Origin of the sequence: Neorhizobium vignae, assembly GCF_000732195.1 — a bacterium.
Classification (GTDB): domain Bacteria; phylum Pseudomonadota; class Alphaproteobacteria; order Rhizobiales; family Rhizobiaceae; genus Neorhizobium; species Neorhizobium vignae.
This window is the reverse complement of the sequence record NZ_JNNU01000010.1, coordinates 121491-141548: the sequence shown is the minus strand read 5'-3', so window position 1 is coordinate 141548 and position 20058 is coordinate 121491. Positions and strand designations below refer to the sequence as shown.

The following is a 20058-nucleotide window of genomic DNA, read 5'->3' as shown; positions in this document are numbered from 1 at the left end:
ATTCTAGATGTCGTCACTCGTTTAATTCAACTTTTGCGAGGAACATTCGATGCACCTCGCTGTTCGTCTTTTCGTAGGCATAAAGCCACGACGAAACGAGAGGAAACAATTCATGATGAAACTTCTAACTGTGAGCGCCTTGGCGCTTGGTTTAGCCACCTCCGCATTCGCCCAGGGTACCGGCGGCGGCACTGGTACGGGCGGTACTGGCACGGGCGGCTCCGGCGGGGCCGGAACTGGCGCTGGTACGGCGACCGATACGACGGCCCCCGGCACGTCAGCAACGGGTACAGCCAATACGCAGGGCGCGGGCACAGCCGGCAGTTCCAATTCCAACTGCGGCAAGAGCCCGACTGTTGCAGGTGCGGCCGGAAACAACGCTTCCACCTCCACCGCAAACAGCCCGGTCAATCAGGCCAACTCGTGCTGATCGATTAGCGGTTTCCACGAAGAGCCCCGCGCCTTTGGCCGGGGCTTTTTTGCCTGCACCAGTCAAGCCGGTTTCCGGAGCGCCATTCGCGCGCGGTTCCTGCCTCATTCCGGTCGAAATGGATCTCCGTCCCCGTATCCAGCAAATATCCAGGTCCCGGACAATGCCGGCAGCCTTCAGCAGGCCTGCTTTGACATCATCCTTTGATCGATTGCCGACCCCAGCGCCACAGCTAATGTCTGCAGGTCGATCACCGCGTCCGCGCCGGTCGGCTGCCAGGGATGCCGATCGTCTCGCGCATGGCTCGAATCGTCGTCATTGGCCGGTCGACGAGTCGGCGAGCTTCTGCGCCGGGAGCTTCTCGACCTCATTCGCGGCTCGCACGAGCTCCGCACTTAGATCGGTCGTCGGGCTCAATGCAGTGTGACCCTATCAGGCACCATACCCACCGAGTTCATATAGTCGGCCAAGGTATCTGCACTATCTTGCGGTAGGCCGCAAAACGGCTCGCCCCTGAAAACCACGGTTCGACCGTTGGTGGTGTCGAATATTTCCCAGGTATGTTCGCCGTCCTTGCGGCGATCGAAGCGGTGGCGTGTACTCATGCCGGGAAACTGACACGAAGTTGCAAGGAGTCAAGAACTCGTAGCAGACAAGGTCATGGCGAGTGGGCCGCGGTTCAATCGTCGGGAAAAGGCGGGCACGTGCAATAGAATACGAGAGCCACCAAGGCGAAGAATGCCAGAAATGCCAAAAAAACTACAATATACGTGCCCATTATTGATCCCCTTGTCGAGGATAAGCGCGTGGGTGTTTGTTTTGTTCCGAGGTTGCTCTTGTCAAGACGGGTCGGACGTCGCCGATGCGTTGCCGGACGAGCCAGGTCATAATCCGCTCATTCGGCTGGCCATGAGGCCTCCAAGCTAGCGATCGACGGCAAGCATCGAGTGGCAACGTGTTCTCAGGTCGCACGGCAAGCAACTCATCGGTATCAGGCAAGGCTTGCTATGATGGATGTCATTCCCGAGCGGACATCCGGATCATTCCGCTGAAGTTTAGACCTCGACTGCCGTCTGGCAAAACACTGGCGGCTCGTTGCTCGGAAATCCGAAGAACGATCCGCCAACGACAGCGCCTCCCCATGGTAGCCGGCAACGCCGGCACATTATGGGTGAGGATCGGCGCCGAAGTCCGTTGCATCGCTATTGCCGCGGTGTTGCGCGTGAATGGCCTCGTCGTCGGCCTCTCGCCCCACCACAGTATTGTGGCGAACTGCTGTGGAGACAGGAACCTCCTCCGTTTTGCCTTTGACCGTGATCCGGTCCACTTCAAGGACCGCGAATGTATCGCCCACGGCCCGTGCGGTCCGTTCACCCAGGAGCAGCGGCACCCCGTAAGACTTCGAAGCGCTTTCAAGTCTCGCTGCCAGATTGACGGCGTCCCCGAGTGCGGAATAGTCGAAACGAGTCGTCGAGCCCATGTTGCCCACGACACATTCGCCGGTGTTGATGCCGATCCCGATCGCCAGCGGATAGAAAGTCCGTCCCGTCGCCTCCGCTTCGGCCTTCAGGTCGCGGTTCAGCGCCTGCATCGAGTCGAGCATATCCAGCGCGGCGGATACCGCATGGACCGCGTGCGACGGGTCGTCGAGCGGTGCGTTCCAGAAGGCCATCAGACAGTCGCCGATATATTTGTCGATCGTGCCGCCATGGGAAAGCACGATGTCGGACAGCGGTGTCAGCAGCCGGTTGATCAGCATCGTCAACTGTTGGGGATCATCCTTGAGCTGTTCTGCGATCGTAGTGAAGCCCCGCACATCGCAGAACAGGATTGAAAGTTCGCGGGTTTCGCCGCCGAGCTTCAGTCTGGATGGATCGCGCGCGAGTTGATCGACGAGTGCGGGGGCCAGATATTGCGAGAAAGCCCGAGTGATCTGACGGCGTTTCTTCCGCTCCTGCGCATAATCGAGCGTCGCCTGCGCCGCGGCCAAGCCGGCAAAGGCGAGCGAGGACGTCATGGGGGACAGGAAGATGCGGCCGAAGCGCAAGCTGACATAGCTGCCGACGAACAGCACGACAATCGCCACCGCGCCCAGTGCCACCGTACGCCAGCCGGTACCTTTCCAGACAAGCACAGAGGCCGCCACGACTGCGGTCAGCAGCAGCAGTTGTTTCATCGGGCCGCTGGCTTCGGCGATGGAACTCGTGAGCCGCAGGTTGTCGAGTATGGTCGCCTGGATCTCGGCGCCAGCCGTCAGCTTGCCATTGTGAACCGTATAGGAGGTCGGAAAGACGTCGGCCCCGCCGCTGTCGATCGACGGCGCATTTTGCAGGCTCAACCCGACAATGGCGATCCGGTCCTTGAATATCCCTGGCGGCAGGAAATTTCCGGGATCGAGGGCCTGATAGTAGGACACCGTTGGATAGGTGCGGGGACCGCCAAACACCTGGATGAGGCTTCCCGGCTCCGGCAAGTCCGCCTCAATACCTGCGGCCGCCGCGACCATGGCGGCAAAGCCGTCGTCATAGTCGGGCATCGCGCGCAGCACGCCGTCCCGGTGCAAGCCGATCGAGGCGATACCGGTCGGCGCCTGCCGGTCGGAAAACATCTGCAGCGGCATGACCCGGATGAACTGGTCGGCCTGGTCCGAGGTCACAAGGGTCTCGTCGCCCGCCAGCACCACATCCGGACCAAGTGCTTCGGCGAGCGCTTCGTCCTCGGCCGGGGCCGACGGCTCGGAGAAAATGATGTCGAGGCCTATCACCTTGGCGCCAGCGGCCCTCAGTTGGGTGATCAGCCTCGCATGCAGGCTGCGCGGCCACGGCCACTGGATGTTGATTTCCGCTAGCGACGGCTCGTCGATCGCCACGATGATCGGCCCGTCCTTGGCAACAGGCTCCGCCCAGACGGTCGAAAGGTAATCGAAAGCCCGGTAGTCAATCAGCGGCCAGCCGGGCAGGCGGGCGATAAGTCCAGCCGCTCCGAAGAAAAATGCCGCGAGAACGGTTATGTGAATCCTGCGCGACGAGAAAATGCGCCGGGCGAAAAAGGAGAGTTCGTGCCCGCCGCCCATCAGAACCGAACTTTGAGCGTGCCCCTGAAGGACCGGCCCCAGCCGGGCGTGCCGGCGCTCACTTCGATGTCTTCATCCAGGAGATTGTAGGCCGTGAGATCCAGTTCGAAACGCTTGTCGAAGGGTTCCCAGGTCAGGCTGGCGTCGAGGGTCCAGTAGTCGTCAAGTTCGATACCGACTTCATCGACGCGATTGCCTACATAATTGGCGGCAAGCGTGGCCTTCACATTCGCTTCATTGACCCAGGTGAGAGCCACCTGTCCTCCCCATTCCGGTACGAAAGGCAAGGGGCCGCCAAATGTCGCGGATGAAGGGTCACGGTCCTCGGAGTCGGTGTATGCAACAGTCGATGAGAGACCGAAGCCGTGGCCGAGCAGAAGATTGCCGCTCAGGCTGCCGCGATCGATGCGGCCTTTAGAAGTGGTAAAAGGTATGGCGGAAAGCGGAATACCGATCTGCGGATTTTTCACATCCTGATGTTGGAAGTCCAAGGCAGTGAAGAAGTCCGGCGTCCATTCCGCGTCCCACCGAAGCGCAACGGTATTGGTATAGCCTTCCGGGTCGGTCGAAATCTGGTTCGGCTGCAGACCGACAATCCCGATTGGGGAGAGTGTCGGAGTTGATACATCCACGCTGCTACGTATGAAGCCTGCACGCAGCCATTGTCCGTTCGCAGGCGACCAAGCAATCCCGACGCGGGGATCGAGACGTTGGACGTCCACGCCGTCTCCTGAAAGCAAAGTCCCAAAGAGACCATATTCGGCCTTGAGATCGGGATTGATTTCATGGAGCAGGTCCACATAGATGCGGCCGATGCCGACATGGCTCGATGACGAAGCGCTTGCTGCACCTGATAGAAAGTCAAACGTGTCTTGCGATTGGTAACTATCGAGCCATCCAGCCTCGATGCCGTACCTCCAGGTGAAATTTCCGGTTCCGACCGTGTGATTGAGCGCGGCGATATAAGTATCTTGTTCGGATCTGCTTTTTGCGCTGTCGATCTCAAAAGGGAATCCTAAGATATCAAGCACTTCAGAACGGTCGCTTCGACTATCGGTACGATTAAAGAGCAATGCGGAGCTGACTACATTTTCGTGCTCAATCGTATGGCTCCAGCCGATTCCGCCACTTGTCAGTCTGTTAGTATGTAATTGCTGGGTGATATCCGGAACAAAAAACGGAAATCCTAGTCCAAACAGAGGATCGATATCCACAAGTCGTTGGAAGTCGAATTCGGAGTCGCCCTTCGCAGTATTGTAGTAGAGAACAAATCGATCATGCGCTGTCGGGCTTGCAGTCAGGTAACCATTGCCTCCAATGATCTTGTTGTCCGTATTAAGATCGGTGAACGCGCCAATATCCCGGCTGTCCGGCACCCTTTGCCACTGCAAATTCCCATAGAAGCTGATCGGGAATGGCAGGTTGCTATATCCCTGGACCTCTCCCTCCCCAATATAGTCCAGTTCGCCGCCGGCGGAATTGATCCCGCCGCCGATCGAGCCCTCGAAGAACGGGCGCCGGATGATGTTGGCGGAGCGTGAGCGGCCGGAAATGATATGCGGTTCGAGCATCAGGCCCTGCAGGAAGGACGAGAAAGCCTGTCCGTTCGGCGCGTTGGTGATGACGTTGTCGCCGTAGAAATAGTTGTTGACGAAGGGATTGGCGCTGCCGCGGATGCTCTGGTCGATATAAGCGGTGCCGGCGAACGGATCGAAGGCCGCGTCGCTATAATATTCGCCCCAGGCATTCATGCCTTGCAGGCGGAATGCATCATTCAGCGTCGATCCCGCCTGCTGGTTGGCGCCAAGCGAGGTGAAATCGCCGCCGCGGGCTTTCGAGCGCTTGAGATATTCCTGCGCGTTGCGGATGGCGCCTTCCGAATCGTAATTGTCGATCGCAATTGCCGTGCGCAGGGCAGAAATCACCGGATCATTGTCATCGAGCCGTTCGGCATTTTCCGTCGCCTGCTCGGCCGGTACGCGGTCGCCCTTCTCATAGTTCGCTGCCGCAAGCAGCAATTGCGCCTGCGAATAACCCGGATTGGCCACGCTCGCCGCAAGCAGGTCGTCGACCGCCTTGTCCAGTTCTCCGGTCTGGAGATAGTAACGGCCGCGGGCGACAAGTGCGATATCGAAGCCCGGATCGATGGCGAAGGCCGTGTCGATCTCCCGCTTGGCATCCTCGATACGGCCGATGTCGAGATAAAAGAGCGCAAGGTTGGAATGGGTGAGAGGATCCTGCGGATCGAGTTCGATCGCCTTCTTGAAGGCCGCTTCGGCCTCGCGGTTGGCGTTCCGCACCGAGTGGATGTTGCCGATCGCGTTCCAGGTAGTCGAACTCCCGGGCGCGACCTTGACGGCTGCTTCGAGGTCGGCAAGCGCGCCTTGATAGTCACCCTTGAAGCCTGCGCGAAAATGTGACCGGGCCTCGAGCGCCGTCGGTTCGGCGGGATCGATCGAGAGCGAACGGTTGAGCGCCTCTTCCGCTTGGGCGCGATCGTTCAGCAGAATGGCAAGCCAGCCGCGATATGCCGGCAGTTCCGGATCGTCCGGATACTGGCGTTCTGCCTCTTCGAGAACCTTTATGGCCGCGCCCAGATCCTGCAGGAAACCAAGCGCATAGGCGCGCAGAAATGCGCCGTCCGGGCCTCCTACCTGCGGCGGCAGTGCCTCGGCCCGGTTGGGATCGGCGAGCGCGCGGGCATAATAGCCGCCGTAGAGTGCGATACCCCGTCGTTTCGGGTCGAGGCCGCGCTGCGCCTTCTCGAACAGTCTGGCGGCCTCCGCATAGCGGGTCTCGCTTGCGGCAAGAACCGCCTCGATCAGCATCACGCGGGCGTGCTGCGAGGCGGAAAGCGGCCGGCCCTTGAGATTTGCGAGGGTTTGCCGCGCCCGCTGCCTGCCTTCGAGCGAAAGCTGGGCTTCGGCAAGTGCGACCCAATCCTCCGCACTGCGGCGATCGAGGGGAATGGCCGCGATACGATCAGCATTGCGGCGCATCTCGGCGACGGGCTGGGCAGATGGCGGCATCCGCCCGAATGCCGCGCGCGGCGGCAGGAAGAACAACATCTGCTCGCGGTCGTCGGAATCGACAATGACGATCTTACGCGGCGCCTGGCCGATGGAGGCGACCGCTCCTTCGCCCTGCCGCACTTCGACGCTGCCCTGCGGATTGCTCAGCTGGACGACACCCTCGAGAACGTTGAGGGATGTTTGGTCGCCCTTGACGGTCATGGTCCAATCGGTGCCGCGGATCGCTGCTGCCGCCGCCGGCGTCTCGACCCGGACCCCAGGCCCGCCGCGTTCTGCGCGTGCCCAGATAGTACCGGACTGAAGCTCCAGCACGGTGTCGGCACTGGTGCTGGCGGTGATCTGCTTGACGACCAACGAGGAATTGCGGCCAAGCCGGACCTGCGTCCGGTCGGAAAACAGGATCGCCAGCTGGCCGGTCGCATTTGTGCGCAGCACGTCGCCGGTAAGGAGGTCCTGCTTGAGGTCGACGAACTGCCAGCCGGATAGGTCGATAAAGCGGACTTCCTCACCCACCTTGCGGGCAATGACTGCGCCGGCAGCCGGCCCCGCCCGTTGGACAGGCTCCGCCGCTGCCGGAGACATCAGCCCGCCAGCAAGTATAGGCAGCACAACTGCTGCAACATAAAACCGATTGAACGCCCCCGACATGCCTCACAACTGCGTAGAAATGCGGCAGGAGTCAAGACGAGCTTTAGCAATGGCATTGCTTTTCGGCCGGACTGTATTAACAGGGAAACAGTTCGGAACAGGGGGAAAGCAAATTGAGCGACTTCGAAAGCGTGCCGACCGAGATGCTCGAAATGCCAATGGCGTCCGGCGAGATCACCGAGGAATACTTCAATCATGTTCGAAAGATCAACGACGTATTTTACGATCAGATCAAGATATCCGATCAGAAGGCCGCCTATATCTTTACCTTCATGCTCGCCTTTCTGATCTCGTCGAGCGAGGGGCGAGGCGTATTCACCTTGGCGCGTTATACCGATGGCGCGTGGGCAGCGGTGATTGTTTCCGCTTTGCTCGCTATTGCTTCAGTTTCGTCAATTCTTTCGGCCATCCTTGTGGTGCTGCCGCGGCGAGTGGAGAAGTCCACCTCGCTTTTTTGGGGAACATGGCCGCAGCACAGAGCAATATTCGAGCACGCGGCGCAGAGAAGCGATGTGGGCTATCTCTTCAAGGAATACCTGGACAACGCCGACGTGCTGTCCCTGATCGCCCGGCAGAAATACCGCTGTGTCTCCTATGCCTTCCGCGGGCTGATGTTCACGGTCGTTGCATACGTCCTGCTTCTTTTGGTGACCTGAAGGCACGAAGGCGGCCCTAACCAAGCTTTCGACCCGACTTGCTTTTAGAGCAGATGCGCATTGCATTTGCAGTCGTATGCCCGCGCAAGGGGCACCCCGACTGGGACGCTTGCGGCCATCACGCCGCTGCAGTGCCTGCATTGGACAAGTCGCAATGGCGTGCCTCCGCTCGGCTTCGGTGATGTCGCAGGCACGATTGCTCCCGGGGCAGATATCGCGCTGGCGCAGGCCGACGCGCTCAACATGGCGCGAGGTTCCGGACGCCCCGATAAGATGCTGGTCCACTCGGGGATGCGTCATAACGGCGATACCGTAATCGCGGATAGCACGATCCTCAAATGGAAGGGTAAGATCGCTCGGGTCTATGCGGCAGGGGCCGCGAGAAAGCGAAACTTCGATCCACAATATCCGCAAGCGCGCCGAAATCGAGCGGCACCCACCGACAAGGCTCCGGCTCTCTGGACTTGGCCAAGTGATTGACGCGGTTCTTGCTTTAATCCAGTCACTTCGAACATACGAAGGTCAATTTCTGGATGACCGATCCCACTCGTGCTCGTATCGCCAACCAAGCCGGTCCCACGGCGACGATCCACAATTCCCTGCCTATAGTGATTTTCAACCAGGCGCGACTTCGTCCCGGGGTGGAAACAAGGACGGACCGCAACGGCCAACCTCGACGCTACGGTGCGTTACGGGGACAGCGCCGAGCTGCGCCTGCCAGGGTCCATGTCGAGCAGCATTCGGAAACTCCCCTCGAAGCCGACGCGGTCGGGTACGACGGTCCGCCGGACGGCTATCTACCCGCGGACGGCGGCTTCTCTCACGAGCGAGGAATGACCCGTGTACGAGATCGAGCTCTTGCCGGAAGCCGGATCGTACCCGCCTCCCCACATGGCGAACCAGGCGAAGGGAGAGGAAGACGCGGCCTATCCCTGTGCGCTGGTCGATTGAGGGACGCCAGCCATTCTACCCGGACGGTTCGCGCAGCTTCGAGGAGGTCGACAGGCTGAACATCGGCGCCGATGGCGTTGCCGAGCCGCATTCCGAAACAGGGGGATATCGGTTCTTTCCGGGTGCTCCCACCCTCCGGTTTTCTCAAGGGGTGGCTGCACATCAGCAGTGGAGATCTTCGACCAGCACAATCCCGCAAGCCTACATCGATCAAATAAGCCAACATTGATTGAACAACAAGGGGAACGAAATGACTGGAAAACATGAAACCGACACGCCGTGCGACTGCTGCGGCGAGCCTATCGAGCCGCGGTTCGGCCGCCGCTCCCTGCTGCTCGGCGCAAGCGGCATCGCCTGCACCGGCGTGCTCGGGCTCGCAGCCCCTGCTTTGATCGCGCCAGGTCCTGCACGCGCGCAGCAATCGGCGCCACGGGCCCTGCCGGACCGCGAGGAATATCTTATAAAGGGCGGCTCGCTGCTGACCGTCGATGAGAAGCTGGGGAATATCGAAGGCGCCGATATTCACGTCCGCAACGGCGAGATCGCGGCGATCGGCGCAAATCTCCAGGCGCCCGGCGCAGAGGTCATCGATGCATCGCGCATGATCGTCATGCCGGGGATGATCGATACGCATTTCCACATCTGGACCAGTATCATGCGCAACATGCTGGCGCCGGGCCTGGAATATTTCGGCGTCAAGCGTGCCTTCGTGCCGCAGATGACGCCGCAGTCATTCTATGCAAGCGACATGCTGGCCATGGCCGAGAGCCTGAATGCCGGCGTGACGACCCTGCACAACTATTGCCACCACGTCATGTCGCCGGAGACCGTCGAGGCCGAGATGCGGGCGCACAAGGATTCCGGGATGCGCGCCCTTTTCACCTTCGGTCATCACGACCAGCTCATGAAGGACAAGCTCATCGACCTCGAGCTTGCGGGACAGGTCCAGAAGCAATGGTTCGACGCGAACTCGCCATTCGAAAAACTGGTAACCTTCGGCCTGAATTCCCGCGGCCCGGCCACCCTTACCGAAAAGCTGTTCCGCACTGAAATGGACTGGGCATTCGAACGCGGCCTGCCGGTGGCCATGCATGCCGGCCAGGGCAGCTACAGCTACGGCGTGGTGCCGCTGAAGACCTGGGGTTATCTCGGCCCGAAGACGATCATCGTCCATTTCGTCCATGAAGCCCGAGGACCGTGCCGCGATGGCAGAAACCGGTGCGCCTCTGAGCTACTCCGTTCATTCCGAACTGCGGCTTGGAAACTCCGGCTACCAGGCGCAGCAACTCGTGCACATGTTCAACGCAGGGGTCAATGTGTCGTTGTCCTTCGACGCCAACGCGCTTGCGCCGATAGACATGTTCGAATCCATGTCGTCGGCTTGGTACATGGGCATCCCGTTCAAGGGTTCGGACACAGAGAAGTCGAAACCGATTAATTTTGCCGATGTCATCAAGATGGGGACGATCAATGGCGCAAAGGCGCTGGGCATCGCCGACAGGACCGGATCGCTGACCGTTGGCAAGCGGGCCGACATCGTGCTCGTGCGCGCCGATGACCTCAACATGCTGCCTTATGGACGGCCGGAAGGCATGATCGGGCGCACGGCCCGCGCCGCCAATGTGGATACAGTGCTTGTCGATGGCCGGGTCATGAAGCGGGGCGGAAAGCTGGTCGGCCTCGATGTGGAGCGTATCAAGGAGGAGGCTGTGCGCGAGGCCTATGATCTGCGCGGTCGCGCAGGGGGGGAGATGGCCGGCCTGAGTGACTGGGCCAAAATTCACTAAACGGCGTCGGGCATGGAGCCTGCATAGGGAAGTCTCAGGCGGGGCTATGCCCAGCCCCATTATTCTCTACACTTCAGTCCGCTGACGAGATTGATGTTTACGGAACAGTCTTTCTCTGCTCATCGCAGAACAAGCGCAGAAGAACGGCGGCAACCTCCCAGCCGAGGCGACATTAAAGCAGCTGGCGGCTGCCAGCAAAGCCCGATGAATCTGCGAGCAGGCGCAAGCACTGATGGCAATGATCGCTTATGCCTTCCCGCAGTATGAGCGCCCCAAAAAGGCCAAGCCGGAAAAAACCAAGGGGCCTGCGCCTAAACCGGCACTGCGAGCCACACGGCGCGCGGTCCCAGCCGCACTAACAGATCACCAACCACCTCAACGGTGTCCCCATTGGCCAATCAGGTTCAGAACGCCAACTGCATTCCGCCAACCTAGTGCTCGGATTGTGAGATGGAGCAGGGCAGGGCAAGCCGTTATCGCCGCCAATTATGCCTCAGCTTCATACACTTATCTCCGGTTCTTCACGAAATTGCCGCCCCGGACGATGATCGGCATATGGGCGCCCTGATGCGTGAGCAGCGACATGTCGTCGAGCGGATTGCCGTCGATTACGATCAGATCGGCAAAGGCGCCGCGGGCGATACATCCGATCTTGCCTTCCATCCTGAGCAATTTTGCTGCGACATGCGTTGCCGAGGCGATCACGTCGTGGGCGGGGAGGACGCGTGAGCGAATCACGAATTCTTCCGACTGATGGCGGTGCATTTCGCCGAGCAGGTCGGTGCCGTAAGCCATCGGCAAGCCGGCGTCGCGCATGATCGAGAGCGATTCCATGCCGGCCAGTCGCACGGAATCGACTTTGGCGACAGAGGCGGGCGGCAAGCCAAGCGCCGGCCCCTCGACGCCGAGCTTCTCGTAGGTGACGAGCGTCGGCACGGAGATGCAGCCCTTCTCAGCGGCGAATGTCGCAGTTTCAGGGGTGATCAGGTTGCAGTGTTCCAGCGAATGGATCCCGCACTCGATCGCCCGGCGGATTGCCTTGTCGGTATAGAGATGCGCCGCGACATAGGTGCCGGCGTTCTCCGCCTCCTCGACGGCGGCGATCAGCTCTTCCCGCGAGAAGCCAAGGAAGTGGATCGGGTCGGTCGGCGAGGCGATGCCGCCGTTTGCCATGACCTTGATGAAATGGGCTCCCGATTTCAGTTCTTCGCGGGCCGCCTTGCGGATTTCCGGCACCCCGTCGCAGATGCGCCCGAGATTGCCGAGCGTGTGGCCGGCCCTCGGCGTCGGCGTGTCGTCATAGGGGCCGCGATAGTCCGTGTGGCCGCCGGATTGCGAGAGCGCCTTGCCACAGATATTGAGCCGCGGTGTCGGCCAGGGCGCTTCCTGCGTGGCGGCCAGCAGGCCGGAGGTCGCGCCGCCCAAATCACGGACCGTGGTGAAGCCGCGCATCAGCATGTCGCCCATGATCTTGAAGGCGCGCACGGTGACGATCGGATCGGGAAGTTTGGCGTTCTGGCCGAGGTTCGCCATGCCGGCGATGACATGCACATGAGCGTCGATCAGGCCCGGCATCAGCACCTTGCCGGCAAGGTTGATCCGCTGCGCGCCGGCACTGTTGATTAAGGGCGAAACCTCGCTGATCATATCGCCCTCGACGAGCACCGAGACCGGCTCGCTCGCCTGGGGGCTCGTTCCGTCGACAATGCGGGCATTTTCGAAAAGATAGGAGGTCACGGTCTTATTCCTTGTCAATTTCCCCGCGTATTGCGGGCGCGGCGGGCTTCGAGGAAGGCGGGGAGCAGCAGCGGAGCGAATTTCCTGGCGATCTCGACATGCGTCTCATCGTAGAAGAATTCCTCGTGCAGCAGGTTGATCGTGCCGATTGTCTCGCCGTCATAGACGACCGGGATGTTGATCGCGGCGTTGAGGCCGATGCTGGCGATCAGCTCGTGATCGAAGAAGGCCCATTTGATGGCCTCTCGGTCGCGGCCGAGAAAGGGTTGCTGCCGGCGCAGCACCAGATCGCCCCAGGGCGTGAGGCCCATCGGTTTGCGGCCGAAGACGGGATAAACGTCCGGCATGTTCGAATAGACGCGGGCCACCTCGTCGCCATCCGTGTAGAGCAGGGTCAACAGGCGGTGGCCGACGTGCCTGGCGAGAGCGGCGTCCAGCGCATCGTAGAAGAAGTTTGGCTGGCCAGGTTCTGCCAGAAGCCCGATCAGGTCCTCGATCATCGTGAAACTCCTCTATCGGTGATGGCAGGCGACGGACTGGCCATCGGCCTTCCGTTCGAGCCGCGGTTCGATTTGGCGGCAGATATCGGTCGCAAGGGGGCAACGGGTGTGGAAGGCGCAGCCCAGGGGTTTTCGCGTGGCGCTCGGAATGTCGTCGCTGACGGCGCTGAACTTGTGACGCTTGCGCGGATCATGCGCAGGTGCCGAGCGCAGCAGCAGTTCCGAATAGGGATGTAGGGGTTTCGTGAAGATCGCCTCTTTCGACCCGGTCTCGACGATCTTGCCGAGATACATGACGGCGACCCGGTGCGAGACGTGTTCGACCACGCCGAGGTCATGCGAGATGAACAGGTAGGAAAGACCGAGTTCCTTCTGCAGGTCGGCGAGCAGGTTGAGGATCTGCGCCTGTACGGACACGTCCAGTGCAGAAACCGGCTCGTCGCAGACGATGATATCGGGCTTGAGGGCCAGCGCCCGGGCAATGCCGATCCTCTGGCGCTGGCCGCCCGAGAACTGGTGCGGGAAATTGTCGGCCTGATCGGGCCTCAAACCCACCAGCGACATGAGCTTGGCGACCTCGGCCCGCCGTTCCTCGATCGTGCCGATGCCATGGATATCGAGCGGCGCGCGGATGATGTCGCGCACCCGCTGGCGCGGGTTGAGCGAGGAGAAAGGATCCTGGAAGATGATCTGCATGCGGCGGCGGTAGGATCGTGGAATGCCCCGCATTTGCGTGACGTCCTCGGCCCCCTGCATGGCGATCTGTCCCTCGGTGGCCTTCACCAAGCCCATGAGGGCGAGCCCGGTGGTCGACTTGCCACAGCCGCTTTCGCCGACAAGGCCGAGCGTTTCGCCCGAGCCGATCGAGAAGGAAACGCCATCGACGGCCTTCACCTCGCCGACCTGCCGCTGGAAGACGCCGGAGCGGATGGCAAAATGCACCTTGAGGTTCTCAACGGAGAGGAGAGGGGCCGCGGCATCAGGCATTGTCATGCTCCCAGCAGGCGGCGAAATGACCGGGTTTCTTTTCGAGGAAGGGTGGGCGTTCCTCCAGGCAGCGAACCGAGGCGCCTGGACAGCGGGGCGCAAACGCGCAGCCCTTCGGCAGGTCCCAGAGCGGCGGCACGGTGCCGGGAATATCCGTCAGCCGCTCCGGGGCGGCTTCCGTTCTGTCCCGATGGGGTACGGCGCCCATCAGGCCGACCGTATAGGGATGGATCGGGTTGTCGAAGAGCTCGTAGACGCTGCATTCCTCAACTCGCCGGCCGGCATACATGACGATGACGCGGTCGGCGATTTCGGCAACGACGCCGAGATCGTGGGTGATCAGGATCTGCGCGGTGCCGAGCCGCTTCTGCAGGTCGGAAATCAGTCCGAGAATCTGCGCCTGCACGGTCACGTCGAGGGCCGTCGTCGGCTCGTCGGCGATGATGATCTTCGGCTCGCAGGCAAGCGCCAGAGCAATCATCGCGCGCTGCCGCATGCCGCCGGACAGTTCATGGGGATATTGCCGGGCGCGGCGTTCGGGATCCGGCATCTGGACCAGTTCCAGGCACTTGACGGCGCGCGCAAAGGCCTCGCGCCGCCCAAGCCTTCGATGCTGGCGGACGGATTCAGCGATCTGTTCGCCGATCGTCAGCACGGGGTTCAGCGCCGATAGCGGTTCCTGGAAGATCATGGCGATCTTGTCGCCGCGGAAATCCTCGACCTGGCGCCGATCCATGGCGAGAAAATCCTCGCCATGGATCCTGATCGAGCCGGATGCGACGCGGGCGCTGTCGGGCAGGAGACGCAGCAGCGACAGCGCGGTCATGGATTTGCCGCAGCCGCTTTCGCCAACGATGCAGACCGTCTCGCCGGGGCGCACCGAAAGGCTCATCTCCGAGACGACGGGAAAGGCCCCGTTCTCCCCGAGGATCTCGACATTCAGGTCGCTGACGGCAAGCGCCGGTTCGGCGTGTTCCATAGCCCGATCTTCCATCTATTTCATCCGTGAAGCACGTCCGACAATCAGTCGGTGGCGCCTTCCATGTTCCCGACCATGTAGCCGTAGTCGCCGGACTCCACGAGATTGCGGGAGAGGTGCTGCATGATCATGATTCCGTTTTCGAAGGGGGTCGGAATTTCTTCCAGCACTTCAAAGTCGTAAGGGCTGACGACACGGCCGAGGAGTTGGCCTTTCGTGATCAGCTCGCCGTTCGCCGGCGCCAGCGGTTCCAGCCAGCCGGCCTGGGTCGGTCGGATGCCGGCGATCTCGTTGACGACCACCTGCTTCGGGTTCGGGGTGACGTCCCCCGAAATGGCACCCAGATGGCGCAGCATGTTCAGGAGGCCGGCAACTGTGCGATCGACGTAAGGGCCCTGGTCGATGATGCCGCCACCGAGTTCGACGACCACGACCGGAATGCCACGCTTGTCCAAGGTCACGGACTTGGTCGTGCCGGAGAAGACCGTGCCGTCTTTGCCCTGTGCGGGCCGGTAGAGGACCTTGGAACCGAAGGAACGGGACAGGGCTTCGTCGTTCCAGATATAGACGTAATCGACGGTTGGGCGGTCGGTGCCGGAATGCAGGTCGAGATGCACGTCGATCTTGTCGAGGAACTGGGCTGATATCGCATAGGCCAGCTGCTGGGTGTAGTTGCCATTCGGGTTGCCCGGAAATTCGCGATTGAGGTTCAGTTCGTCAATCGGCGTGAAGCGGTGGTTGACGGCGAAGGCGCGTGGGTTGGCGACCGGCAGAAGCACAATGCGGCCCTTGAGCGGCAGGTCCTTGAGGATGCGGAAGAGGTCGACGATCGCCTGCGAGCCGGCATTCTCGTTGCCGTGGATTGAGCCGGAGATCCCGATGGTCGGACCGTCCGTCTCGCCCACAAGTTCGTGCATGAAGAGCACGGCATCGCTGCCGTCCGCATGGGTCGTGAATTTGGGACGAAGCTTGTTGATCGACTTGACCATGGATGTTTCCTTTCACTGTCGTTGTCGTCTGGATCCTGAGGGGTTGGCTATTTCTTCTTGCCTGCAGAGCGCGAGAGATGCCGCGGGTCGAGCACATCGCGCAGGCCGTCGCCGAGCAGGTTGAAGCCGAGCACCGTCACCATGATCGTGGCGCCTGCTATGATTGCCAGCCACGGCTCGTCGCGCATGAAGCGTGTTCCGTAGGCGAGCGTCCAGCCCCAGGTCGGCGCCGGCGGCGGCAGGCCGAAACCGAGGAAGCTGAGCGCCGATTCCGAGATGATCGCGGTGCCGAAGCCGAGCGAGGCGAGCACGATGATCGGCCCTATCGCATTGGGCAGGATTTCCTTGACGAGGATGCGGACCGGATGGGCGCCGAGCGCCCTTGCGGCCTGCACATAGTTCTGCTCGCGCAGGACCAGCGTCGTCGCGCGAACCACGCGTGCATATTCCGTCCATGCGACCACGATGATGGCAATCGCCACGTTGATCGTGCCGGGGCCGAGCACCGCGACGATGGCGAGTGCGAGCACGATCGCCGGAAAGCCCAGGAAGATGTCGGTGATCCGCATCAGGATCAGGTCCGTCCATCCGCCGAAATAGCCCGCGGTCAGCCCGACCGTCGTGCCGATGAGAGCCGATGCGGTGACCGAGATGCAGGCGATGGTCAGCGAGACGCGCGCGCCGTAGATCAGCCTCGCCCAGAGGTCTCGCCCGAAATTGTCGGTGCCGAGCCAGTGGGTGAGCGTCGGGCCGGAGAAGCGGTTGCGCATGTCCATCTGCTCGATGCCATGCGCCGACAGATAGGGCGCAAAGACGGCGCAGATGACGATCGCCAGCACGATCGACATGCCGAGGATCAGGGAGATATTGCGGAAACGCCTGGACAATCTCATGAGCCTCAACCCAAACGGATGCGCGGATCGACGACCGCATAGAGAAGATCGACGACGAGGTTCACCAGCGCGAAGATGATCGCGAACGTGAGCACGATGCCCTGAATGAGCGGCAGGTCGCGCTGCGAGATCGCCGTGATGGTCAGTTGGCCGAGGCCCGGCCAGGCAAAGATGGTTTCGGTCAGCACCGCGCCCCCGAGCAGGGCACCGAAGCGCAGGCCGACGACGCTCAGCACCGGGAGGAGCGCGTTGCGGAACGCATGGCGAAGGATGACGCGCTGGCGGCGCAGGCCCTTGGCATAGGCGGTGCGCACGAAGTCCTCACGCAGCACTTCGAGCATCGCCGTGCGCACGAGCCGTGAGATGATCGCAGCGGAGTTGGCGGCAAGTGCGACTGCCGGCAAAAGGATATGCGCGAAACTGTCGATGAGGACCTGCGGCCGGCCGGTAAGAGCGGCCCAGAGCGCTTCGGGAAAGGGCGCGCCGCGGCCGATTGCCGGAAGCCAGCCGAGCGTCACGGCAAAGAGCAGCATCAGCAGCAGGCCGAGCCAGTAGACCGGCATCGAAACGCCAAGCTGGGCGAAGATCATCGATACGGTATCGACGATCGAACCCTGTCGCGTGGCAGCCAGAACCCCGAGTGAGATGCCGACGAGACAGGCAAGGATCAGTGCGACAACCGCAAGCTCGATGGTCGCGCCCAGCCGGCCGGCGACGATTTCCGACACTGCCTGATTCTGAAAGATCGAGCGGCCCATGTCGCCCTGCAGCAGCCGGCCGAAATAGGAGCCGAGACGGATATACCAGGGATCGTTGAGGCCGAGCGCGTTGCGCAGGTTGTTGATCGCTTCGGTCGAAGCCTCCTGGCCAAGCAGGACGGAAGCCGGATCGCCGGGGATCAGCAGCAACAGGCCGAAGGTGACGACGACCATGCCGGCCGCCATCGGGATCAGCAGCAGCAGACGGCGGACGATATAGGCTAGCATCGGGCGGTTCCGCTTGGCTGTGCCGGAGCGACGGTCATGACAGGACGATCTCCTCGAAGCGGCGCGGGAATTTCGTGAGTGAATCGGGACCTTGCCCGGTGACGAGAACCGTGTCGGCGAGGCGAAAACCCCCGACCTCCGGCACGTAGAGCGCAGGCTCGCTCGAACAGATCATCCCGTCCCGGAGAATGGTCTGGTCGCCGGCCTCGACCCAGGGCGGTTCGTGGAAGGCAACGCCCATGCCGTGGCCGACGCGGTGCTTGAGATAAGGGCCCATGCCCTGTTCGCGGATATAGGCAAGCGCGGTGATATCGGCAGAGGCGCAGGTGCGGCCGGCGACGAGACCTGCCGTGCCAGCCGCTGCGCTTCCTGGGCGATGGCATAATATTTCTCGTGATCCTTGCCGGGTTCGCCAAGCACGAACGTGCGCTCGCTTTCCGCCGCGCGGCCGCCGACCCGGCAACCCAACGACAAAATGAAGCTCTCGCCCGGCTGGATGCGGCGGTGGGAAATGATGCCGTGCGGATAGGCCGAGTTCGCTCCGCCGTAAACCAACCCACCCGCCAGCGTCGGGACATTCATGATGTCCTCGTGCTCGTTTTCCATGATGTCGAGCGCATGACGCACCACATGCCCCTCCAGTGCGATCTCGCTCGGCAGCGGCCTGCAGGCCCGGAAGGCTTCGGTGACGAGATCGACGCCCGCCTGGACCATCGCGTCGGATATGCGTGCCGCCTCGCGATGCAGCCGCAGCTCCTCGGGATATTTCACCTGCCGCATCCTGGCGACGATATCCGTCGGCATAACGCGGTTGTTCGGGAAGAGTCCGGCAAGCTCCGCCGCCCGTCCCACCGAAAGCCCGTAGGAATGGGCGATATCGCCTCCGATTTCGCCGATCGAACGCGCGAGCAGCGAAAAGGCCCGATCTATGCCCGGAAACTCGAAATAGACGAGAGTTTCGGCCGCTAGGTCCTGACGGTCGGCGTGTTCGCGCTCCAGTTCGGGGATCAGCAGGATCGCATCCGTTGCGGTCAAAGCCAGCACCACCGGCCGTTCGTTCGGTCGGAATGAAAAACCCGTCGTGTAGAGCACGTCGTCGGCAGCATCGAGGATCAGGAGGCCCACGCCCTTCTCCTCCATGCGGGCCCGGATGTCGCGATGGAGCCGCTGATAGAATTCCGGTGCTAGGCGCTGGCTGAAACCCATTTTGCGAACCTCAGGCGATGATCACGTCTTCAAGCTTGCGGGGATAGAGCGTCATGCTGTCCGGCCCCTCGGCCGCAATCAGCACGGTATCGGCGATGCGGTAGCCGGCGAAGCCCGGCACGAAGATCGCCGGCTCGCTGGAGGTGATCATGCCGGGTTCCAGGATCGTCTGGTCGCCCCCTTCCACCCAGGGTGCCTCGTGGAACATGATGCCCATGCCATGGCCGACGCGATGAAGCAGGTATTCGCTCATGCCGCTGTCGCGAATATAGGCGAGCGCCAGGTTGTCGACGGAAGCGCAGGTGTGGCCGGCAATCAGCGCCGCAGTCGCCATGCGCTGGGCCTCGCAGGCGACGGCATAATGCTCCCTTTGCAGTTTCGACGGTTCGCCGATGAAGAAGGTGCGTTCGCTTTCCGAAGCGCGAGCGCCAACCCGACAGCCGAGCGACAGGATGATACTTTCGCCGATCTTCACCGGATTGCCGGTCGGCATGCCGTGGGGAAAGGCGGAGCGGGCGCCGGAATAGACGAGCCCGCTCGCCAGTCCCTGCACCAGCATGATGTCCTCATGCTCCTCGTGCATGGTGCGCATGGCGTGGCGCGAAACGTAGGATTCGATCTCGACCTCGCTTGGCAACGGGCAGCCCTTTCGCATCGCCTCGCGGATCATCTCGACGCCGACCTCGACCATCCGGTCGGACAGGCGCGCGGCTTCGCGGTGCAGGGCGATTTCTTCCGGATGTTTCCGGAGCCGCATCTGCTGGACGATATTGCTCGGGATCACCCGTTCCGCATTCGGGAAGGCGCCCTCGATCGGCTCTACCCGGGCAAGCGAGATCGCGTGGCCATAGGCGACCGTTCCTCCGAACCCGGCAAACTTGCGGCCGAGCACCGCGTGCCACGGGTCTATGCCGGGAAACTCGAAATAGACGATCGCCTCTGCGGCTACATGCTGGTGTGCAGCATGGGTACGCTCCAGTTCGGGAAGCAGCAGGAAAGCATCCGTCGCCGTGATCGCCACGACCACCGGCCGCTCTGTCGTGTAATGCGAAAATCCGGTCGTGTAGATGACGTCGTCGTTGGAATCGAGAAGCAGAAGATCGATGCCGGCCGCGTCCATCCGCTTGCGGATCTCGGCCTGAATTTTCGCGTAGAAGTCCGCGCCGAGACGCTGTGAGAAAGCCATCGGGTCACCCTGGAACAC

The 20058-nt window shown here is 61.7% G+C and carries 13 protein-coding genes and 2 pseudogenes; 4 read left to right on the top strand and 11 right to left on the bottom strand.

Annotated elements, in window-relative coordinates; all coding sequences use genetic code 11:
• Positions 1 to 115 precede the first annotated feature (115 nt).
• Positions 116 to 430, top strand: coding sequence for a hypothetical protein (locus GQ59_RS31965; RefSeq protein WP_152564379.1), 315 nt, complete (start codon positions 116 to 118; stop codon positions 428 to 430).
• A 1165-nt stretch (positions 431 to 1595) separates the two neighbouring features.
• Here the strand turns inward: GQ59_RS31965 and GQ59_RS18310 are convergent.
• Positions 1596 to 3503 (bottom strand): CHASE2 domain-containing protein, encoded by a 1908-nt coding sequence (locus GQ59_RS18310; RefSeq protein ID WP_051904058.1) that lies wholly within the window; start codon positions 3501 to 3503, stop codon positions 1596 to 1598.
• Positions 3503 to 7183 (bottom strand): FecR domain-containing protein, encoded by a 3681-nt coding sequence (locus GQ59_RS18305; protein ID WP_037083801.1) that lies wholly within the window; start codon positions 7181 to 7183, stop codon positions 3503 to 3505. Before GQ59_RS18305 ends, GQ59_RS18310 begins: the two co-directional genes overlap by 1 nt.
• 113 nt (positions 7184 to 7296) lie before the next feature.
• On the opposite strand from GQ59_RS18305, the gene GQ59_RS18300 reads away from it, so the two are divergent.
• The 3 genes and pseudogenes from GQ59_RS18300 (at position 7297) to GQ59_RS33080 (ending at position 10577) form a co-directional block, all read left to right on the top strand.
• Positions 7297 to 7839 (top strand): Pycsar system effector family protein, encoded by a 543-nt coding sequence (locus tag GQ59_RS18300; RefSeq protein WP_037083800.1) that lies wholly within the window; start codon positions 7297 to 7299, stop codon positions 7837 to 7839.
• A gap of 1201 nt (positions 7840 to 9040) precedes the next feature.
• Positions 9041 to 9883 (top strand): annotated as a pseudogene (locus GQ59_RS33435) (amidohydrolase family protein); the annotation flags it as partial.
• 88 nt (positions 9884 to 9971) lie between these two features.
• Entirely contained in the window at positions 9972 to 10577 is a 606-nt protein-coding gene (locus GQ59_RS33080) for an amidohydrolase family protein (protein ID WP_084683214.1), read from the top strand.
• A gap of 507 nt (positions 10578 to 11084) precedes the next feature.
• Here the strand turns inward: GQ59_RS33080 and GQ59_RS18290 are convergent.
• The 9 genes and pseudogenes from GQ59_RS18290 to GQ59_RS18250 form a co-directional block, all read right to left on the bottom strand.
• The gene (locus GQ59_RS18290) at positions 11085 to 12314 is read right to left on the bottom strand and encodes a metal-dependent hydrolase family protein (protein ID WP_037083798.1); all 1230 of its coding nucleotides are present in this window, start codon (positions 12312 to 12314) and stop codon (positions 11085 to 11087) included.
• Positions 12315 to 12328: 14 nt separating this feature from the next.
• Complete coding sequence (locus tag GQ59_RS18285; protein WP_037083796.1) at positions 12329 to 12814, bottom strand: GAF domain-containing protein; 486 nt, start codon at positions 12812 to 12814, stop codon at positions 12329 to 12331.
• Positions 12815 to 12826: 12 nt separating this feature from the next.
• Positions 12827 to 13801, bottom strand: a complete 975-nt coding sequence (locus GQ59_RS18280) for an ABC transporter ATP-binding protein (RefSeq protein WP_037083794.1) — start codon at positions 13799 to 13801, stop codon at positions 12827 to 12829.
• Positions 13794 to 14795 carry an ABC transporter ATP-binding protein gene (locus GQ59_RS18275; protein ID WP_037083792.1) on the bottom strand — a complete coding sequence of 334 codons (1002 nt, stop codon included), beginning with the start codon at positions 14793 to 14795 and terminating at the stop codon, positions 13794 to 13796. Before GQ59_RS18275 ends, GQ59_RS18280 begins: the two co-directional genes overlap by 8 nt.
• 29 nt (positions 14796 to 14824) lie before the next feature.
• Positions 14825 to 15769, bottom strand: coding sequence for a succinylglutamate desuccinylase/aspartoacylase family protein (locus GQ59_RS18270; protein ID WP_037083791.1), 945 nt, complete (start codon positions 15767 to 15769; stop codon positions 14825 to 14827).
• 47 nt (positions 15770 to 15816) lie between these two features.
• Complete coding sequence (locus GQ59_RS18265) at positions 15817 to 16662, bottom strand: ABC transporter permease (protein WP_037083789.1); 846 nt, start codon at positions 16660 to 16662, stop codon at positions 15817 to 15819.
• A 5-nt stretch (positions 16663 to 16667) separates the two neighbouring features.
• Entirely contained in the window at positions 16668 to 17648 is a 981-nt protein-coding gene (locus GQ59_RS18260; RefSeq protein ID WP_037083787.1) for an ABC transporter permease, read from the bottom strand.
• Between the two features lie 34 nt (positions 17649 to 17682).
• Positions 17683 to 18788 (bottom strand): annotated as a pseudogene (locus GQ59_RS18255) (M24 family metallopeptidase).
• Positions 18789 to 18864: 76 nt separating this feature from the next.
• Positions 18865 to 20040 carry a M24 family metallopeptidase gene (locus GQ59_RS18250; protein ID WP_037083785.1) on the bottom strand — a complete coding sequence of 392 codons (1176 nt, stop codon included), beginning with the start codon at positions 20038 to 20040 and terminating at the stop codon, positions 18865 to 18867.
• Positions 20041 to 20058: the final 18 nt, after the last annotated feature.